Genomic DNA, 20,310 nt, shown 5'->3' with positions numbered 1-20,310 from the left:
AAATGCGCACGCGCTCCGTGGAGGTGAAATTATCTCGAGATATCAACGGAAACGGTAGGCGCGGACGTAGTCCACATACATGTGGGAAGGGTCGGGTGCATCGTCTGCGGTCGACTCGACGAGGGCGAGGTTGAGCAAGATGAACATCGGCTGGCGATGCTCGGGACGCGTGCTTGCCTTCCAGACCAGGCGACGGTCGAAGTACATTCGGATGAACTCGGCGTCGACCTTGACGCCATAAGTATGGAATTCTCCCGGATCGCCGGCAGCAAAAGCATCGATGCGCTTGAACTGGGAATCGTGACGCCCATCGCGATGCCACACATGCACGACGGAGGAGTAGCCGTCCGGCTTGTCCCCGTAGAACTCCAGCACGTCGATCTCGGCCGTCGCCTTGGACCGGTCCTTGCCGATCAGCCAGAAAGCTGGCCAGACTCCGGCGCCGGTCGGCAGCCGCGCCCGCATCTCGAAATATCCGTATTGCTGAGCAAAGCCTTTGCCCTTGGGGTCGACCGAGGCAAGCAGGCCGGAGGTCCATTTGCCCTCGTCGTCGCGCCTGGCCTCGATGCGCAGGATGCCGTCCTCGGTGGTGAACGGATATCCGGCTTCAGGATTGGCAAAGCGCGCACCGCCGAAATCGCCCGACCAGGGCGTATGCGCGATCCAGCGCGTGTCGGGCCCCCAGGCGGATACGCTGAGGGTGTCGAAACTCTCGTCGAAAGACGTCTCCATCCTGTCGAGTGAGAGCTCGTCGCCGGTATCGCTGCCGGCAACGCCTTCTGCCGGCACCGGGCCGGGGAAGGTCGATGCCAGCGCGCATGCCAGAAGCCCGGAAGCGAGCCTCCTGATCAGGAACCGGCGGTTCAATCCAAACCCGAGATCGCGAGGGTGCGAGAACATCGGAACAAACTAGCGCAAGCCCGTCGCGGCCATCCACTACCAAATCGGGTCGAGCGGCTATACGAAAGGCGTAACCGCGGGCGTAAATACGCGCGTAACAGCCTTTGCTACGATCCTGGCACAACCGGATCTTGGCAATGAACTTTGAACTGATCGGCGTCATCACGGTGATTGTAGGACTGGGCGTCTTGTTCGCACCGGTCCATTGGGCCTTTACGTTCATGGTCATATCGACGGCACTCGGTTCCGCGGCTGCGTTCAACCTGCCTGCCCTTGGCGGCGCGTCCGTGCTTGTGCCCAACGTCTTTCTGCTCTTCTTTTGCGCCAGGATCTTCATGGCCTATGGCGAAGGGCCGGTGCTTGCGGCCTACGCCCCACCAAAGGCGGGGTTCTGGCTCTTGGTGCTGACGATGTTCGGGCTGATGACCGCGATCCTCCTGCCGCGCCTGTTCCAGGGTACGATCGATGTACTGACCGTCGAGCGTTCGGTCGGCGCGCGCAGCATCGTCGCCCACGTGCCCCTTCGCTTTTCGTCCAGCAACATAACGCAAGCAATCTACGCGCTCGGCGGTGCTGTCTGTTTTGGCCTTTGCTACGCGTATATCCGCCGGACCGCTGCGTCCGCGCATCTGGTCAACGTTCTCTTGATCGTTGCCGCCGTCAATCTCGGCTTTGCCGTCGCCGACGTCCTGACCTATTTCACCGGCACGGAGCAACTCCTGGAGTTCGTCCGGACGGCCAACTACGCGCTGTTGACGGCCTCCGAGAAGGGTGGCTTCAAGCGGATTTCCGGAGCCTTTCCCGAGGCGTCGGCCTTCGCCGACTACACACTGGTTCTCTTCGCGGCCATTGCCAGCCTCTGGCTCGACCGTATCCGCTCGCGCGTGACCGGACCGATGGCGGCGGCGTTGCTTGTCGCATTGGTGCTGTCCACGTCCGCGACGGCCCTCGTGGGCCTCGCCGTCGTCGTCCCGTTTCTCTGGTCGCGCTCGGTCGCATCCGCGCTCGGTTCCCGGCGAGCGGGGCGCACCGGCTTCCTCCTCGCCGTGGCCGCCTTGATGCCCCTCGCCCTTATGATGACCATAACCCTCTTCCCGGCCACCGCCGAGTCCATCAATCAGTTCCTCGACGAGATCCTGCTGTCCAAGGCAGACAGTCAGTCTGGTCGGGAGCGCATGGCCTGGAACGCCGCCGCCTACCAGACATTTCTGGACACTTCCGGGCTTGGCGCCGGGCTCGGAAGCGCCCGCGCATCGAGCTATCTGCTCGTGCTCCTCTCGAACGTCGGGGTCCCGGGGACGGCGGCATTCTGCCTCTTTGTCGCCGCCACTCTCCGGTCCAGAATGCCGAAGGCGCCGAACGGCGACGGGGAAACGGCGTCGGTGGTGCGTGCGGCAAAGGCCGGGTTGGTCGCAGGGCTGACGACATCGCTCATTTCAGGCACGGTTTACGATCTCGGCCTGACATTCTACATCCTTGCCGGCAGCATCTCGGCCCTCACCTATCCTCGCGTCACGATGACGCAGCCCGCTCGGGCGCACCTAGCCGGCGCGTCGGGACGGCGACATTCGGGAAGCCTGTCATGAAGGTCCTCGTCTTCAACGTCAAATACAGTGCGAACCTCGGAGATGGCCTGTTGGCACAATGCCTCGAGGGCGAACTGATGCGCGGATCCGATGAACTCACCGTCGAGACGATAGACCTTGCAGGGCGGAGCGCTTTTGGAGAGAGCAACAATGCCAGGCGGCGTCTGTTCCTTCGGGCTCTCCAGACGCTTCCCTCCTTTCTCCGGCGCGCCGCGGTTTCGCGCGGGCTTGCCGGAAAGCTCGGCAACTTGCGCGATCGTTGGCAGGCGTTGATAGACGACGCCGACGCCGTGGTGATCGGCGGAGGCAATCTCTTTCAGGACGATGACCTGAACTTTCCCCTGAAGGTCGCAACCGTTCTCGATTGCGTGCGGCGCAGCGCAAAGCCGCTCGCGATCTATGCGGTCGGGGTCGGACGCCAATGGTCGCCGCGCGCCGACGAGCTGTTTCGCAGGCTTGAACTAGCGCGTGTGGTTCATGTCTCCGTTCGCGACCGCATCGCGGCCAGGAACTGGGCGCAACATTTTCCCGCCGGCCCGCACGCCGAGATCGTCCCCGATCCCGGCCTCCTGGCCATCGATCTTCTGGCAAGACACTACGGACGTGAACCGGCGCGGACCATGACCATTGGCGTCTGTGTGACCGACCCGCTCATCCTCCACAGGCACGCGACACATGGCCGGTCGACCATACCTTTCCGCGGTCGGGGTGAATATCAGGAACTCATCAAGCTGCTGCTCGATGACGGCTACAATGTCCGCCTCTTCAGCAATGGCGCCGAGGAAGACCAGGCGTTTGCAAGGCGACTCCTCGGCGCGCCGGACCTCGCCCGCTGTGTCGCCCAAGACAGGCTCAGCCTGGCGCCGCGTCCGACCCGACCCGAGGAGCTCGTCGATACGATTGCCGCGATGCAGGTGATTATGGCGCATCGACTTCACGCATGCATTGCCGCCTATTCGCTGGGCGTGCCGCAGATCGGGCTCGCATGGGACGAAAAGGTCGAGGGCTTCTTCAGCTTTACAGGGCAACCGGACCGCTTCGCTGCCGGTGACATGCCGGTCCGGCAGATGGCAGTCGCCTTGGCGGAAGCTGCACGCCAGGGGATCGATCCGACGGCGCGGGATGAGATCGTCTCGCAAGCGCGATCTGGCGTGCGCGGGCTCGAAACTGCCCTGCTAGGCGCGCAGCCGGTCAAGACTGCTGGTGGAAGCATCATCCAGCGCCACGACCGACGCGCCGCACTCACCGCTTCCGCATCACTGAGACCGTGAGACTTTCATCCCGGATCTGGATCCAATGCTTGGAAATCCCGGCATTGGCATTGATTTTGTTCGCCTTTCACAGCACCTGAGCGCGAGAATCCCCCACGCGGGCTAGGCAACACTCCCCCGATTTATCACCAGCCTAACTATCTTGGGTAATATTCCCAACCATCGGTTGCCTGATATATTCTAAAGTACAATCGTGCAGACCGAAGAGAGAGTGTGCGCGATGGTGGGGCGACTTGAGGCATTATCAGGTGCATCCATCCGGCGCACCCCCTTGAGCACCCAGACATGAGCTGATCGCGAAGCAGCCGAAAAGACTGACGAATCGATAGTAATATTGAGCGACGATACCCGTTAATTGTTGAATTATTCTTATATTTAAGAACGAATTGGAGTACTATATATGTATATTCTCTCAGCGACTGTCGGAAGAACCGTAACGAACAGCCGTGCAACCTTTCAAGTGCCGCTCGACCGTCAATCGCCTCCAGGTTTGACTGACCCGGACGTGACTGACCATCCGGAGGATGCGGACTACATCCTGCTCATCGATCCACGCGCCCTGGACAGGGAGTGCCTAGCCAAGAGCTTGTTGGGCTATGATCCGACGCTCAGCATCGTGACGGTCGGTTCGTTCGACGAGTGGCGCGCCCGCAAGTTGCACGCCGATCCGTCCGCCGTGCTGCTGATCGTTGGCGGCAGCAAGATCGGCGAACAGGAAGTCTGCGAGAAGATCGAGAACCTCGCCGAGAAGTTCAAGTTCAGCCCGGTGATCGTCGTTGCCGAAACCGACGAACTCGGCCAAATCCTCAAGGCGCTGGAGTGCGGTGCCCGCGGATACATTCCAAGCAATGTCGGTATCAATGTCGCGGCGGAGGCGATTGCGCTCGCACGCGCCGGCGGTGTCTTCGTTCCGGCGAGCAGCATCCTGACGATGCGCGAAACGATCAACTCCGCCGTCAACGGCGCGCGTTGTTCCGACACCTTCTTCACGCCCCGCGAGATTGAAGTCGCCGAGGCATTGCAACGTGGCAAGCCCAACAAGATCATCGCCTATGAAATGGACCTGTGCGAAAGCACGGTTAAGGTCCACATTCGCAACATCATGAAGAAACTGAACGCGACCAATCGTACCGAGGTCGCCTACAAAATCCGCGAATTCATGAAGTAGGACGGGGCGGCTTCACCGCGAAGGGCAATCCGTATCGTCTCGGCCCGCACGGACGCGGGCCTGACCTGCGGTGGATGTTTCCACCATCGCTCAAGTCGGCGCGAGTCGAACTCGCGCCGAGGCGCTGCATGTCTCCTTGAATCGACCTCGATTTGGTGCATGTCGCCCAGAAGTGTGCAGCGGTTTTGGGATGACGACATGCACAAAAACAAAGACCTGAAGCGCGCCGCGTGAACACGTTTAAACGCGACGCGCTTTAGGGACAAAGACATGCAGGGATTCAAAGTGCTGCAGCGAGCTTTGCGCATCTGATAAGACGCACGGCGCTGTCGTGATCTCCGACCGGAACCTTGCGGCAATTTGCGTCGCCCAGGACGAACCGTCAGACCGTCGCCTGCTCACACGTTGAAGGCGGCGCCGATCAGCGTCTTGGTATAAGGCTCTCTCGGCGCTTCGAAGATCGCGTCCGTTTCCCCCTCTTCGACAATGCGACCGTTTTTCATGACGATCACATAGTCCGACATCGCCTTCACCACGGAAAGATCGTGGCTGATGAAGATGTAGGAAAGGCCGTGCTTGCGCTGCAGGTCGCGCAGCAGCTCGATCACTTGGCCCTGTACCGAGCGGTCGAGCGCCGAGGTGGGCTCGTCGAGGATCACCACCTTCGGCTTCAGGATCATCGCCCGGGCGATGGCGATGCGCTGGCGCTGGCCGCCGGAGAATTCGTGCGGGTAGCGATTGCGCGAGGCGGGATCGAGGCCCACCTCCTTCAAGGCGGCAATGGCGCGCCGGTCGCGCTCCGCACGGCCGAGCCCCGGCTCATGCACATAGAGGCCCTCGGTGATGATCTCGCCGATCGTCAGGCGCGGCGAGAGCGAGCCGTAGGGATCCTGGAAGACGAGCTGGAGCTCGCGGCGCAGGGGCCGCATCGTGCTGCGGTCGAAACCGGAAATGTCGGTCGCGCCGAAGCGGTAGGAGCCGTTGCTCGGCAGCAATCGCAGCAGCGCCCGCCCGAGCGTCGATTTTCCCGAACCGGACTCGCCGACGATGCCGATCGTCTGGCCCTGCCTCAGGCGCAGGTTGACGCCGTCGACCGCCCGGAAGACGGAGGACGAGCCGCCGAACAGGCCTTTGCCGATAGCGTATTCGACCGCCACGTTGCGGCCCTCGAGAATGATCGGCGCGTGGCCCGGCGGCGCCGGCTTGCGGCCGCTCGGCTCGGCGGCGAGCAACATCTTCGTGTAGTCCGCCTTGGGTCGCTCGAAAATCTCAGTCGTACTCCCCTGCTCGACCACCTCGCCGCGCCGCATCACGGCGACGCGCTCGGCGAAGTGCTTGACGATGCCGAGGTCGTGGGTGATCAGCACGATTGCCATGCCGAAGCGCTTCTGCAGCGATTTCAGCAGTTGAAGGATTTGCGCCTGGATGGTGACGTCGAGTGCGGTCGTCGGTTCGTCGGCGACCAGGATGTCCGGCTCGTTGGCAAGCGCCATGGCGATCATCACCCGCTGACGCTGGCCGCCGGAAAGCTCGTGCGGATAGCTGTCGATGCGACGCCCGGGCTCGGGAATGCCGACCAACTCCAGAAGTTCCAGCACGCGCTTCTTCGCCTCTTTGAACGTGCCGCCGCGGTGATGGACGATCGGTTCGGCGATCTGCCGGCCGATCGTATAGAGCGGGTCGAGCGAGGTCATCGGCTCCTGGAAGATCATGGTGATCTTCGAGCCGCGCACGTCGTTGAGGGCCTTCGGCGGCAGCCCGATGAGTTCCTGCCCGCGGTAGCGCGCCGATCCGGCAACCGTGCCGTTCTTCGCCAGGAGCCCCATGATGCCCATCATCGTCTGGCTCTTGCCCGAGCCGGATTCGCCGACGACCGCCAGCGTTTCGCCGGCATTGACCTCGAGATCGATGCCCTTGACCGCTTCGACCGTGCCGTCCGGGGTAGAGAAATCCACCTTGAGGCCGCGGACGGCGAGAATGGAATCCTTGGTGTCTGCCATGTCAGCGGTCCTTGGGATCGAGCGCATCGCGCAGGCCGTCGCCGACGAAGTTCAGCGAAAACAGCGTGACGACGAAGAAGATGGCCGGGAATATCAGCAGCCAGGGCGCCGATTGGATGTTGTTTGCCCCTTCGGAAATCAGCGCGCCCCAGCTCGTCAGCGGCGCCTGCACGCCGAGGCCGAGGAACGACAGGAAGCTCTCGAGCAGGATCACCTTCGGCACCACGACGGTGACGAAGACGATCACCGGGCCGATGGTGTTCGGAATAATGTGCCGGCGGATGATCTGCCAGTCGGTCAGTCCGAGCGCCTGCGCCGCACCCACGAATTCGCGGCGCTTCAGGGCAAGCGTCTGGCCGCGCACGATACGGGCCATGTCCAGCCACTCGACGGCGCCGATCACCAGGAAGATCAGGATGAAACTGCGGCCGAAGAAGACGACCAGAACGACGACGAGAAAGACGAAGGGCAGCGAATAGAGAATCTCGACGAAGCGCATCATGACGTTGTCGACGCGCCCGCCGATATAGCCGGAGGTCGCCCCGTAGACGACGCCGATGCCGAGCGAGACGAGGCTGGCGAGCAGGCCGACCGCAATCGAGATCTGGCCGCCCAGCATGACGCGGACAAGGAGGTCGCGGCCGTTGGAGTCCGTGCCGAACGGGAAATATTCGCGATCGACCTGGCCCTCGACCTTCAGCCTGCGACCATCGTCCTCGGTCGCGACGACCTTGGTGTTTTCGAACTCGTTGGCCCTATCGAAGTAGCGCGTGGCGCGCGGATCGATCGGTTGCTCGGAGGTGACCGTGGCAGTGAAGGCTTCGCCCTCGACGTGGAACTCCTCGAGCGTCACGCGGGCGCGCGCCGCGACATTCTCCATGACTTCCTGCAGCGTCGAGGTATCCGGACGCGGCTCGAGGCTTGGGCCGATCGACACATAAGAGGGGAAGACCTGATCGTAGCTGTGCGGCGAGAAGAACGGCCCGACGAAGGAGAAGAGCGCGATCAGTGCCAGCATGACGCAGCCCGCCATGGCGGCGCGGTTGCGGCGGAAGCGCAGCGCCGCGAGTTGGAAGAGGCTGCGCCCTTTTGTCTCCGGCGAGACCGCCGGGACCTGAACGATATCAGTCATGGCGAACCCTCGGATCGAGCAGGCCGTAGAGAATATCGACCAGAAGATTGAAGACGATGACGAAGATGGCGATGAGGACCACCGTGCCCATGACGAGCGTATAGTCGCGATTGATCGCGCCGAGCACGAAGTAGCGGCCGACGCCAGGAATGGTGAAGATCGTCTCGACGACCGCGGAACCGGTGAGCAATGCCGCCGCGCAAGGGGCCAGATAGGAAACAACCGGCAGCATGGCGCCGCGCATCGCATGGGTGACGACGACGACGCGGGACGGCAACCCGTAGGCCTTGGCCGTTCGAATGTGATCCGTGTGAAGCGCCTCGATCATCGAGCCGCGCGTAAGCCGTGCGAAGACGGCGAGCTGCGGCAGGGCCAATGCGATCATCGGCAGGATTAGGAAGCGGAACGACCCGTCGCCCCAGCCCCCGGCCGGGAGCCACGACAGCATGATCGCAAAGATGAGGGTCAGGACGGGACCGACAACGAAATTCGGCACGGTGACGCCGACGGTCGAAATCGACATCACGGCGAAATCGAGAAAACTGTTCTGCCTCAGCGCGGCGATGGTGCCGGCGATTACGCCGCCGACGACGGCAAGTATCAGCGCGTAGAAGCCGAGCTCCATCGAATAGGGCAGGCCCTTGCCGATTAGCTGCGCGACATTGTTGTCATGGTAGATATAGCTCGGGCCGAAGTCGCCGGTTACCGCATTGCTGAGATAGATCAGGTATTGGCGCCAAAGCGGCTGGTCGAGATGATAGGTCCTCATCAGGTTCTCCATCGTCGATGGAGGAAGAGGACGCTCGAGATTGAAGGGGCCACCGGGGGCAAACCGCATCAGGAAGAAGGATATCGTGACGACGATGAACAGCGTCGGCACCGCACTCGCCAGCCGGCGAAGGACGAAGGAGATCATGGACGTGGCTCCGGAGGCGACGCGCGGGCTCCCGCGCGTCGCCTCATTTCGTTACTCGGCGATCGAGAGGAACTTGCTCAAATGCGCATTCGGCGCATTGTCCTGCCAGCCCTTGACGCGGCTCGACACGAGCCACAGGTCCGCCTGGGTGAGGAACGGCGCAATCGGCTGCTCCTTCATCAGCAGGGTCTCGGCTTCGTGGAGAATCTTCGAGCGCGCCGCCGGATCCTGTTCTTCATAGGACTTCTTCATCAACGCGTCGAACTCGGCGTTTTCGAAGTGGCCATAGTTGAAGGTCTTGTTGGTGCTGAGGCTCAGCGCCAGGAAGTTCTCGGCGTCCGCATAGTCGGCGACCCAGCCGGCGCGGGCGACGTTGAACTTGCCGCCTTCCTGCAGGTAGGCGTAGTGCGACGAGACGTCGAGGTTCACCAGCGAGACCTTGGCGCCGAAAGTGTTCTTCCACATGTCGGCGACCGCCGTCGCCACGCGTTCGTGGTTCGGGTTAGTGTTGTAGCGGATCTCGATGTTCAGCGGCTTGCCGCCCTCGCCGTAGCCGGCCTCCTTCATCAGCTCGATCGCCTTGTCCTCGCGGTCGAGCTGCGACATTTCCGCAAAGTCTGCCTTGGCCGGTTCGCCGTATCCTTCGATGCCCGGCGGTACCATCGAGTAGGAAGGAATTTGCGAGCCGCTGTAGATCTCCTTGGCGAGGAAGTCGCGGTCGACCGCCATCGACAGCGCTCGGCGGACGCGGACGTCGTTATAGGGCTCCTGCCGCGTGTCGAAGGCGTAGTAATAGGTCGCAAGCGTCGGCGAGACATGCACCTGGTCGCCATAAGACTTGCGCAGCCGCTCGATCTGATCGGCCGAGAAGTTGTAGGCGAGGTCCATTTCCTTCGCCTCGAAGCGACGCACCGAGGCCGCCTGATCGTCGATCGGGTAGAAGATCACCTTGTCGAGCTTGACGTTGGCGGCATCCCAATAGCTCGCATTCTTCTCGACGGTCAGGCTGTCGTTCGGCACGTGCGCCGTCAAGCGGAAGGCGCCGTTCGAGACCATCACGCCCGGCTTGACGAAGTCGGCACCGTTCTTCTCCACGCTCGCCTTGCTGACCGGCAGCGCCGTCTGGTGCGCCAGCAGCTCCAGGAAGAAGGGCGTCGGCCGCTCAAGCGTGATTTCGAGCGTCTTTTCGTCGACGGCCTTCACGCCGAGCTGGTCGACCGGCACCTCGCCCTTGTTGACCTTTTCCGCGTTCTTGATCGGGAAGAGAATGTTGGCGTACTCGGCGGCCGTCTTCGGATCCTCGACGCGGCGGAACGAGAAGGCGAAGTCCTCGGCAGTCACCTGCGAGCCGTCGGACCACTTGGCATCGGCGCGCAGCTTGAACGTATAGACGACGCCGTCATCGGAAAGCTCCCAGCTTTCGGCGGCACCCGGCACGATCTTGCCGGCGGCATCGTAGATCGTCAGGCCTTCATAGAGATCCTTGAGGATGAATTCCTCGATGTTGATGGAGGTGTGCGCTTGGTCAAGCGTCTGCGGCTCGCCGGCATTTCCGCGATGCAACACAGCTTCAGCGAGCGCCGGGCTTGCACCGATAAGCAGCGAGCCGATGAGCGCGGCAGCGCTGAGGTTGAGTTTCAATGAAGCCATTTTTCTTCTCCTTCCCCTCGTTTTGAGTGTGGTTGATCGCAGGAGAGAAGTGCAAATCCTCACCAAAGGCAAGGCGATTTTGCATCCTCCTTTATAAAACGAAACTCTGATAATCGCTTTAGTTGCATCGCGCCCTTGCGGCGGATTCCATCGCCTGTTCGAGATGTCCAGCCCAGCGAATTATGCGCCGGAAACCCGCAACTGCAACGATTTAGATCAGAAGGAGAGCACCAGCCCCCGCTCTGTTGACAGGGCGAAATAACGGCTCCGTGCAAACTTTATGAATAGATATGGCACTTTACGTAATATGCGGAAAAATTCTGGACGCCTTTCGCAATCTTTTTGCGGCGCGCGCGCATTGCGTGCTGCCGGCCGGAGACCCCGCAACCAGGCGACAGGTCGAGACAAGGGGGAGAATAGGCATCACGAAAGCGTCGTTCCCAGCGGATTTCTCCGCGGACGCCACCAGCAACCAGAAAGCGAATGCCCCGATTTTTCGCGGGACGGCTTTTCATCCACAGCAAATTCCCCTGACGCACGTCAATCAACTGTCCGCCCCGCCCATCGTGCCGGTTGCCAAAAGGTCCTCATCAACTATTGTGCCTCTGACTTGGGCCGCTAAGCCGGTTCCGGAGGCATCGGAGAGCGCGCACGCTTCCGCGTCGCCGGCGAACGAGCCCGCACCGTGGCGGCGCGTGGGCCGCTTAGTTCACGGCGCCTGGAGTGAGGCGCACCAGAATCAGGGAGATTTCGAATGGCATTGATCACATTGCGGCAACTGCTCGACCATGCGGCGGAGAACGACTACGCGCTGCCGGCCTTCAATGTGAACAATCTCGAATATATTCAGGCGGTCATGCGCGCCGCCGATGCGACCGACTCCCCGGTGATCCTTCAGGCAAGCCGCGGCGCGCGTGCCTATGCGGGCGACGCCTTCCTGCGTCACCTGATCCTCGGCGCGGCGGAAGAATATCCGCATATCCCGGTCTGTCTGCATCTCGACCACGGCGACCAGCCTTCGACCTGCATTTCGGCGATCACCAACGGCTTCACATCGGTGATGATGGACGGCTCGCTGGAAAAGGACGGCAAGACCGTCGCCAGCTACGATTACAATGTGGCGGTCACGGCCGAAGTGGTGAAGATCGCTCATGCGGCGGGCGTTTCGGTCGAAGGCGAACTCGGCTGCCTCGGCAACCTCGAAACCGGCGCCGGCGACAAGGAAGACGGACACGGATTCGAAGGCAAGCTTTCGCGTGAAGAATTGCTGACCGACCCCGACCAGGCCCTCGACTTCGTCTCCAAGACCGGCGTGGATGCTCTGGCGGTGGCGATCGGCACCAGCCACGGCGCCTACAAGTTCACGCGCGAGCCGGATGGCGAAATCCTTTCGATCGAGACGATCGCCAAGATCAACAAGCGGCTTCCGAACACCCACCTCGTCATGCACGGATCATCCTCGGTGCCCGCCGACCTGCAGGAATTGTTCAACGCCTATGGCGGCAAGATGAAGAAGACCTGGGGCGTGCCGGTATCCGAGATCCAGAAGGCCATCCCGCTCGGCGTCCGCAAGGTCAATATCGACACGGACCTCCGGCTCGCCTTCACCGGCGAGATCCGCAAGCACCATATCGAACATCCGGACAATTTCGATCCGCGCAACTACCTGAAGCCGGCCATCGCGCATATGACCGAAGTCTGCAAGGGGCGCTTCGAGGCCTTCCGTGCGGCCGGCCAGGCATCGAAGATCCGGGTGCTGCGGCTCCCGGAAATGGCCAAGCGCTACGCCAAGGCGGCCTGACGCCGCCATTCGAGGCTGGCTAGGCGAAAGCCGCGCACCCGGACGGAGGGCGCGCGGCTTTGGTCGTCTTAGTCCAGTCGCTCCAGCGGCGCCTCATGCTCGTAGAGCTGATCCATGCTGAGCGAGGCGACGTCGGCGAGCCGCGTCTGGCTTTTCACGCGGCCGCTTCCGAGAACCACGACGTCGTCGCAAAAGGAAATCGTGCTTCTGTGATGGCTGATGACGATGGTCGTGCGCCGGCCGGCGCGCAGCTTGAGCGTCTCGACGATTGCCGCCTCCGACAGTCCATCCACGGCGTTCGTCGCCTCATCGAGAATCAGGATCGCTGGATCGCGCACCAGCGCCCTCGCAAGCGCGATGCGTTGGCGTTGCCCGGCCGAAAGACTCGCTCCCCGATAGCCGACCACAGTCTCGTAGCCTTGCGGCAGCATTTCGATGAAGCTGTGCGCTTCGGCCAGTTTGGCCGCTCGCTCGACTTCCGCGGCCGTCGCCTCCTGACCGTAGGTGATGTTTTCATGAATACTGCCATCGACGAGTTCCAGATCCTGGCTAGCGACGGCGATCTGGCGCCGCCATTGCGCCGGATCGATCTGATCGAGCGGCACGCCGTCGACGAGGATCCGGCCTTCGTCCGGGTCGACGAAGCGGCACAGGAGGTTGACGATCGTCGTCTTGCCGGCGCCCGATCGACCTATGAGAGCCGTCGAACGGCCCATGCGGATCGTAAAGGTGGCGGCGCGCAACACGACGGGGCGGGCTTCCAAGCCTGGATATCTAAAGGTCACCCGATCGAATGCAATGTCCCGGTGCAGGCCCTCAACCGGTTCGCTGCCGGCCGGGGGCTTCGGCTTGTCAGACGAATCCAAGAGCCAGCGCACTTCTTCGAGCGATCCGCTCCAGCCCTGGATTTGGCTCCAGGACATTTGCAAGGCTCGCACATGCGGTTGCAGCCGGTAGAGCAGCACGACGAAGGCAACGATTACCGGGAAGCTCACGCCGACGGACCAGGCGCTCACGACCGCCCCCAGGAAAAGCGCGGAATGCAGTACTTCCGTCAGCGGCGGCAGGATGCCCTGTCGCGTTTGCAAGACCAAACCCGCATGGCGCACGGAATCGGAAGCCGTGTCGAACGCCACCTTCTCGCGACCTTCCTGCCCGAAAACGCGGATCAACCGTCCCGCATGAACGAGATGCAGCATCCGCGCCGCAAGCTCGCTGTTGAAGGAGGTCACATTGCGGCTAGGGCCCCTCAGGGTCGCCGATAGTGCCGCATGCGCTACCTGGACAAGGACCAGACCAAGCGCGACGAAAAGCGTCATCTGCCAGGAAAGAAGCAGCAGGAAGGCCAACAGGATCACCGCGGCGGACGCGTTCACCACGGCCGCGAGCACGGTCTGGATCGCGTCCGAGGCCCGCCAGGATTCATTCGAGATGATGTTGAGCAGCCGGCCGGGGTTCTGTTGCAGGAAGAACGGGTAGCCTATACGCAAGAGCTGATTGGCCAATGCGCTGCGGATCGAATGGCTCGCCTTTCCGTAGATAAAATTGGTGAGTACGGTGTTCGCGAAGGCGAGGAGGTTCTTAAGGACGATCAGCGCAAGGATCGCAGCCGCGAGTGCCAGCAGCCTGTCGCCTTTGTCCAGCTCCGATCCCACCTGCTGGAAGATCGCCGAGATACCGCTCAGAGCGGGGGAATCGTCGCTGCCGGCGATAATCCCGAGCATCGGGATGATGAGACCGATGCCGGCTCCTTCGAGCGCCGCGCTTGCGAGTCCGAGCACCACGACTAATGGAAGCAGGTGCAATTGGCGCCCGAGCGCGTCACGCAGAAACTGCAGGCCGGGCATGAGGAAGCGCACAATCATCGGCTCCGCTCCAGCTCAGCTGTCCTCTCCTCGACCGGCTGCAGCTCGGTCGGCGCGGCCCGGCTTGCCACAACGAGATAGGCGAATTTCGCGGCGCCCAACAGGTTCATGGACACGATCGGCCAATGGGACAGTTGGAGTTCAGGATCGAAACGGGGACCGCCAAAGACCTGGCCACATGCCGATCTGACCGTCCAACAGAAATGCCGGAGAAGCCACGGCGCTTTGAAGAGATGTTTCAGGCAAAGCGCTCCGTTGCCCAGGCTGTAGCTTCGGTGGAGCTTTTCGATCGCAGCGCGGGACGTTCGTCCGTGGTGATGAAAAACCGTCATGTCCGGGACGTATTCGACGGGGATGCCGAGTTGAAAGGCACGCACGAGATAGTCGGTATCCTCGGCGGAATGGAGCGGCGTGCCCGCGCCGAAGCGTTCGTCGAAGTGGCCGATAAGAGCAGCGACCTCGCGGTGCATGGTCATGTTGCAGCCGAGGACGAAGCCGCCGGGATGGACATCGCGGGTCAGGCGGGCAGCGATCTTCGACCGCTTGATTGTGAAAGGCTGGTCGCAGGCGTTGCCGAGCTCGACGCGGCCGCCGCGAACAACGCGCCGGTCGCCGCTTGCGTAATGCCGTTCCAGGTCACGCAAATAGGCTCGATCAATTTCGCAGTCATCATCTACGAACACCAGAATCCGTCCGCCGGCCCGCTCCAATCCCGCATTGCGCGCGGCCGCAAGGCCCAGGCGCGGCTCGGTGACGAGCGTGATCGTCATATTTGAAGACGCGGCGATGCGGCGCAGCTCGAGCGGTGTGTCGTCCGTCGATCCGTTGTCGACCACCACGAGTTCGCTAGTGACGGCGGGGTAAGCGCTGCGAGCCGCCTCTATCGAACGGATACAGGCCTTAAGCGCCCGTACGCGGTTCCGCGTACAGACGATGAAGCTCGCGTAAGGCCTCGTCCGCGCCCGAGCAGCGCAAAGGTTCGTCCTCGGTTCCAGCGTACGTTCAAGCGCCATTTCACACCGCGCCATGTTGAGGAAGGATCGTCGCCGCTGGAACGGATTGCATATAACGCGCCAGCCAATCCACTTTCCTGGTCGCGGCCATGGAGAGTCGGCTGCACCAGGGTGCACGCGCGCCGGCGAGCAGGCCGTACCGCTCCCGGCGCCGAATGAGCTGCCATTTCCCCGTCCGTGTCAGGAAATCGTGCGTCAGTTCCGGCCGTTCTTCATCGACGATCATCTGATAGAGGAAGTAGAAGAAGCACAGGATGCCGTCTTCGTAGGCCTTGCGTGTCTCGGCCGGGCAGGTGGAAATCCTGCGTTCCAGCGAGAGCATGAATTCGGAAACGGCCGCGATCGTCTGCCTCGTCACCGCGGCTCCGATCTCGCGAAGCGGGCTGGCATCATCGAAAAGACCATCCCGTTCAAGGTTTTCAGCGACGATCTTCAAGTGCGTCTGACGCATGCGCCGCTGGTGCTTGCTCGTCACGCTGTTGCCATGGATGCGGTAGGCAACCAGTGGCTCGTCGATCATCGCGGCCGGACAACAGTCGGCGATCCGACGGAACAGATCGAAGTCTTCCGCATGCGGATAGTCCGGATCATAGACGAGCAAACTTTCGGGGATTGCTTTCCGATTGTAGACGACGGTCGAGTGGAGGAAGAGGGTGAAGAACATCGACAGGATGCGCATGCTTTCCCGCCGGTATATCGGGCTAGGCTTCCCGCGGATGATGCGTGTGCCGATAAGCGTATCGACGCCTGAGCCGCACAAGGCAAGCCGAGGCTCTTCGGCAAAGAGCGCGACCTGTCGGGAGATGCGCGACGGATAGGCAACGTCATCGGCATCCATCCGCGCCACGAGCTCGCCGTTTGCGAGCGCCAGTCCCTCGTTCAAGGTCGCGATCAGGCCGCGGTTCTCCCGCGAAAGAATGGAAAGGCGGCCATCCTCCTTGCGATGTGTCTCCAGGATTTCGAGCGAACGATCCGTCGATCCATCGTCGATCGCGACGACCTCAAGGTGTTTGTAGTCCTGGTACAGAATGCTCTCGAGCGCTGCAGCGAGGTAGGGTTCGCCATTGTAGACGGGCAGCAGGACGGACACCAATGGGCTGGGCATGGTTCGGCTCATGTTTATTGGACCTCCGAGCCCTGGAAGGCTCCAGTGTGCTCACCCGGCGCGCGCCGATACGCGGCGCCTTCCGAATTCCCGCTTCCGCGGCGAACATAGGGGAAGTGGCGTTTTAGCGCGTTGAGCGGCTGCTCGAAGGCGATCCAGGAAATCGAAGCAAGGATCAGCGTACCGGCGCCGGCGACCAGGAGCCGCCCCGGCCCCTGCTCCGAAACATTGACGGGAATGATGGGTTGCGCCTTGACGACAAGGGCAAGCACGATCGCATGGTAAAGATAGATGCCGTAGCTGATGCGGCCGAGGGCGACCATCGGCCCCCATCCGAGAAGGCGGCCAAGAGTGCCTCCGATCCCGCGCGGGCAATTGCCGACGAGCAGCGCCAGCGGCAGGAGCGGAAGGATCTCGAGCCCCATCCAGGCCAGCCACTCCAGGAGCGGCGGCTTCGACGTCGGGCGAAACCATAGGAGGATCAGGGAAATGGCCATAAGCGGCACCCAGCTTCGCTCAACCCATCGAGGCCAAGCTTCTCTGCTTGATCGTCTGGTGGCCAGAAGCGCGCCGACCGCCAGCGCGTCCATCGAGGCCGGCGGCAACAAGTCGCGCGCGAGCGACGGCGTCCCGGTCAAGGGCCAATAGAAGCGGTAGGCGAGCGAGAGGGCGATTACGCCGAGACAGATAGCGGCGACCGAGCGTCTGGGCGCCATAAGCACGGCCAGCGGCCAGACAATGTAGAATTGCTCCTCGATGCTCAGGCTCCAGGTATGACAGAGCACCCAAGGGTTCCACTCGTTCTGCAGCGCATACCAGAAGTTCGAAAGATAGAGCGCGTGCCAGGCAAGCACTTGCTTGGACCCTTCCAAACCGATCAGCCAAACGAAGCCTAGCACCCCGAAGTAAGGAGGAAAGATGCGCAGCGCCCGGCGCACGTAGAAGGATTTGAGGGCCGCAGCAGTTTCGAAGCGAGCATCAGCGCGCGCTTCGAGCAGCAACCGGGTGATCAGGAAACCGCTCAGAACGAAGAACAATCGAACCCCGATATGTCCCAGATGGGATCCGTCGGCGAAGAAGTGCGCGTAGAGAACCAATGAAACGGAGATGGCTCTTAGGCCGTCCAGCTGCCGGTCGCGCGCAATCTGCATGAACATCCCCAGAGTAAAACCTTGCGGGATTCTCCTTGGCGGCATCCCTCGCCGGTATGATTTTTTGCCCGCAGCTTCGCCAGATGCTCCTCGGAAGAGCGGTGAGTTCAGGTGTATGAAAAATAGTTAAGGCGGTGGTCGGCGACTGTATAGCCGAATAGGGCCAAACTTTGGCACGCGTCGCGCAAGCATTCCGGTGGAGGCATCGGAACGCGCAGAAGTGTGTTTCGCCTGCAACGAGAGACGAGATCTGAGTTGCCGACGCGAAAGCATCACTACATATGGCTTCGGTTGCAAGAATCTTGGCACTACGCCAAATAAGATGCAGCAGCGGTACGCCTACTTACCTGAAGTCGCCGCCGTAAGTCTTTGCCAAGCCGCCTAAAAAGTCGGCGGCGTGTTGATCCAGAGCAGCACGGTCTCGCCGTCGTGGCGGTTCGACCAGGCATGGCGGCGGCGGCTCTCGAAATAGAGGGAGTCGCCCGGATGAAGGTCGTAGAACTGATCCGAATCCAGCACGAACTCGACGCGGCCGGAAAGCACATAGACGAACTCCTCGCCTTCGTGCCGATAGGCACCCTCGCTCGAGGCGCCGGGTGCCAGCACGAAGCGGTGGCAGTCCATCTGGTTCTTACCCTCGGCAAGCAGTTGCACCGTCACGCCCGGCGTCGTACGGGGCCAATTGCGCCATTCGCCGGCGCGGACAAGCGCGCGTGCCTGCGGCTCCTCTTCGCCCGAGAGGCTCGAGACCGTGGTGCCAAAATATTCGGCGAGATTGTGCAAGACGGCAATCGAGACGCCCTGGGAGGTTCGTTCGAGCGTCGAGAGTACCGATGGCGCGATGCCGACCTCGCCGGCCACCTGTTCCAGCGTCTTGCCCGCCGCATGCCTGAGGCTTCTCAATTTGCGCCCGACCTGCAGGTCGGCATTGGCTTCCGTCGACGGCCCGGGCCCGGCGTCGTCGTTCGCCGGGCCTTCGGCCTCTAGCGCCTCGCGAATTGCCGCCGGGTTGAGGCCGCGTTCGGCGCGAAACCAGGAAATGCGCTTCAACCGCGCCAGGTCGGCCTCGGTATATTGCCGATGGCCGGTCGCCGAACGGCCGGGCACCACGAGCCCTTGGGTTTCCCAAAGACGCAGCGTCGAAGCCGAGACGCCGGCGAGCCTTGCCGCTTCGGCCACCTTGTAGCGAATATTGTCCGGCCCACTCATCAAGATGCGTCCTTCCGACGCCGAAGACGGCGCGATTCCCCGTCGTGCACAGTTTTCGGCAATCTAGCGGCGCGCCCCGCGGATTTACAAGAAGCGGCCATCACTAGGCCTGCTCGCTCCATCACCAAATTTGATTTGCTTTCCATGTCAAAAGATGTACCACTTCCGGAGGAAAATTGCAGAAAAAATGCAATATATCTCTGAATTCAGACAGGACAGTGACGATGACCAGCCTGACCGAACGCAAGAACGCCGCCATTTCCCGCGGCGTGGGGATGACAACGCAGATCTATGCCGAGCGCGCCGAAAATGCCGAGATCTGGGATAAGGAAGGCAATCGCTTTATCGATTTCGCTTCCGGCATCGCCGTGGTCAATACCGGACACCGCCATCCGAAGGTGATCGCTGCCGTCAAGGCGCAGCTCGATCGCTTCACCCACACCTGCCATCAGGTCGTTCCCTATGAGAACTACGTTCACTTGGCAGAGCGGCTGAATGCGCTCACCCCCGGCACGTTCGCCAAAAAGACGATCTTCGTCACCACCGGCGCCGAGGCGGTCGAAAACGCGGTGAAGATCGCCCGCGCCGCAACCGGACGCCAGGCCATCATCGCCTTCGGCGGCGGCTTCCACGGCCGCACCTTCATGGGCATGGCGCTGACCGGCAAGGTCGTGCCCTACAAGGTCGGCTTCGGCGCGATGCCGGGCGACGTGTTCCATGCCCCCTTCCCGATCGAGTTGCACGGCGTCAGCGTCGAGCAGTCGATCGCAGCGCTGAAGAAGCTCTTTGCCGCCGACGTCGATCCGGGCCGCGTCGCGGCTATCATCCTCGAACCGGTTCAGGGCGAAGGCGGCTTCTATCCGGCCCCGACCGCGTTCCTGAAGGCACTCCGCGAGATTTGCGATCAGCACGGCATCCTGTTGATCGCCGACGAAGTCCAGACCGGCTTTGCCCGCACCGGCAAGCTCTTCGCTATGCAGCATCATGACGTTGCTCCGGATCTGACGACGATGGCGAAGAGCCTCGCCGGCGGCTTTCCGCTCGCGGCGGTGACGGGCCGCGCCGAGATCATGGACGCGCCGGGCCCGGGGGGCCTTGGCGGCACCTATGGCGGCAATCCGATCGGCATCGCAGCCGCCCACGCCGTGCTCGACGTCATCGTGGAAGAGCAGCTTTGCGAGCGGGCAAACCAGCTCGGCAACCGGCTCAAGCAGCGCCTTGCCGAGATCCGCGAAAAGGCGCCGGAGATCGCCGACATCCGCGGCCCCGGCTTCATGAACGCCGTCGAATTCAATGACGCGAAAACGAACCTGCCGAGCGCGGAGTTCGCCAACAAGGTCCGCCTCGTCGCCCTCGAAAAGGGATTGATCCTGCTGACCTGCGGCGTCCACGGCAATGTCATCCGCTTCCTGGCGCCGATCACCATCCAGGAAGAAGTCTTCGCCGAAGCGCTCGATATCCTCGAAGCATCGATCGTCGAAGCGCGCGGTTGACGGCACGCCGGCCGACCGCTATCGCGCTCGTCCGACACCGGCTTGGGGCG

At 62.2% G+C, this 20,310-nt stretch carries 15 protein-coding genes; 5 read left to right on the top strand and 10 right to left on the bottom strand.

The features are described from left to right. Positions 1-42: 42 nt before the first annotated feature. The gene (locus CO664_RS11925) at positions 43-867 is read right to left on the bottom strand and encodes a glycoside hydrolase family 16 protein (protein WP_234819626.1); all 825 of its coding nucleotides are present in this window, start codon (positions 865-867) and stop codon (positions 43-45) included. A gap of 170 nt (positions 868-1,037) precedes the next feature. Here CO664_RS11925 and CO664_RS11920 point away from each other — a divergent pair, with 170 nt between their 5' ends. The 3 genes from CO664_RS11920 (at position 1,038) to CO664_RS11910 (ending at position 4,925) form a co-directional block, all read left to right on the top strand. After that, positions 1,038-2,486: a hypothetical protein gene (locus CO664_RS11920; protein ID WP_176536568.1), complete on the top strand. Its 1,449-nt coding sequence runs from the start codon at positions 1,038-1,040 to the stop codon at positions 2,484-2,486. Next, positions 2,483-3,757, top strand: coding sequence for a polysaccharide pyruvyl transferase family protein (locus CO664_RS11915; RefSeq protein WP_097538867.1), 1,275 nt, complete (start codon positions 2,483-2,485; stop codon positions 3,755-3,757). Before CO664_RS11920 ends, CO664_RS11915 begins: the two co-directional genes overlap by 4 nt. Positions 3,758-4,262: 505 nt before the next feature. After that, complete coding sequence (locus CO664_RS11910) at positions 4,263-4,925, top strand: response regulator transcription factor (protein WP_234820234.1); 663 nt, start codon at positions 4,263-4,265, stop codon at positions 4,923-4,925. Positions 4,926-5,323: 398 nt separating this feature from the next. On the opposite strand, the gene CO664_RS11900 is transcribed toward CO664_RS11910, so the two are convergent. Genes CO664_RS11900 through CO664_RS11885 form a run of 4 tightly spaced genes read right to left on the bottom strand, consistent with a single transcriptional unit; the run spans position 5,324 to position 10,623 of the window. After that, on the bottom strand, positions 5,324-6,925 hold the full coding sequence (locus tag CO664_RS11900; RefSeq protein ID WP_097538865.1) for an ABC transporter ATP-binding protein: 1,602 nt from the start codon (positions 6,923-6,925) through the stop codon (positions 5,324-5,326). Between the two features lies 1 nt (position 6,926). After that, positions 6,927-8,057, bottom strand: coding sequence for an ABC transporter permease subunit (locus tag CO664_RS11895; protein ID WP_037417216.1), 1,131 nt, complete (start codon positions 8,055-8,057; stop codon positions 6,927-6,929). Next, on the bottom strand, positions 8,050-8,973 hold the full coding sequence (gene oppB, locus CO664_RS11890; RefSeq protein ID WP_037384901.1) for an oligopeptide ABC transporter permease OppB: 924 nt from the start codon (positions 8,971-8,973) through the stop codon (positions 8,050-8,052). Before oppB ends, CO664_RS11895 begins: the two co-directional genes overlap by 8 nt. 51 nt (positions 8,974-9,024) lie before the next feature. Beyond that, positions 9,025-10,623 carry a peptide ABC transporter substrate-binding protein gene (locus CO664_RS11885; protein ID WP_097538864.1) on the bottom strand — a complete coding sequence of 533 codons (1,599 nt, stop codon included), beginning with the start codon at positions 10,621-10,623 and terminating at the stop codon, positions 9,025-9,027. A 754-nt stretch (positions 10,624-11,377) separates the two neighbouring features. Between CO664_RS11885 and fba the strand changes: the two genes are divergently transcribed. Further along, complete coding sequence (gene fba, locus CO664_RS11875) at positions 11,378-12,424, top strand: class II fructose-bisphosphate aldolase (RefSeq protein ID WP_097538862.1); 1,047 nt, start codon at positions 11,378-11,380, stop codon at positions 12,422-12,424. Positions 12,425-12,492: 68 nt separating this feature from the next. Here the strand turns inward: fba and CO664_RS11870 are convergent, their stop codons facing one another. The 5 genes from CO664_RS11870 to CO664_RS11850 form a co-directional block, all read right to left on the bottom strand. Continuing rightward, positions 12,493-14,286 (bottom strand): ABC transporter ATP-binding protein, encoded by a 1,794-nt coding sequence (locus tag CO664_RS11870; RefSeq protein ID WP_097539183.1) that lies wholly within the window; start codon positions 14,284-14,286, stop codon positions 12,493-12,495. Beyond that, entirely contained in the window at positions 14,286-15,302 is a 1,017-nt protein-coding gene (locus tag CO664_RS11865; protein WP_097538861.1) for a glycosyltransferase, read from the bottom strand. The genes CO664_RS11870 and CO664_RS11865 overlap by 1 nt, the downstream gene beginning before the upstream one ends. Before the next feature lies 1 nt (position 15,303). After that, positions 15,304-16,407 carry a glycosyltransferase gene (locus CO664_RS11860; RefSeq protein ID WP_176536567.1) on the bottom strand — a complete coding sequence of 368 codons (1,104 nt, stop codon included), beginning with the start codon at positions 16,405-16,407 and terminating at the stop codon, positions 15,304-15,306. 14 nt (positions 16,408-16,421) lie between these two features. Further along, positions 16,422-17,558 carry an acyltransferase gene (locus CO664_RS11855; RefSeq protein WP_097539182.1) on the bottom strand — a complete coding sequence of 379 codons (1,137 nt, stop codon included), beginning with the start codon at positions 17,556-17,558 and terminating at the stop codon, positions 16,422-16,424. 381 nt (positions 17,559-17,939) lie between these two features. Beyond that, positions 17,940-18,767, bottom strand: coding sequence for a MerR family transcriptional regulator (locus CO664_RS11850; protein ID WP_097538859.1), 828 nt, complete (start codon positions 18,765-18,767; stop codon positions 17,940-17,942). A 224-nt stretch (positions 18,768-18,991) separates the two neighbouring features. Between CO664_RS11850 and CO664_RS11845 the strand changes: the two genes are divergently transcribed. After that, positions 18,992-20,260 carry a 4-aminobutyrate--2-oxoglutarate transaminase gene (locus CO664_RS11845; RefSeq protein ID WP_097538858.1) on the top strand — a complete coding sequence of 423 codons (1,269 nt, stop codon included), beginning with the start codon at positions 18,992-18,994 and terminating at the stop codon, positions 20,258-20,260. Positions 20,261-20,310: the final 50 nt, after the last annotated feature.

The organism is Sinorhizobium sp. NG07B, assembly GCF_002532005.1.
GTDB lineage: Bacteria > Pseudomonadota > Alphaproteobacteria > Rhizobiales > Rhizobiaceae > Sinorhizobium > Sinorhizobium fredii_C.
This window is presented reverse-complemented; position numbering and strand designations above follow the sequence as displayed.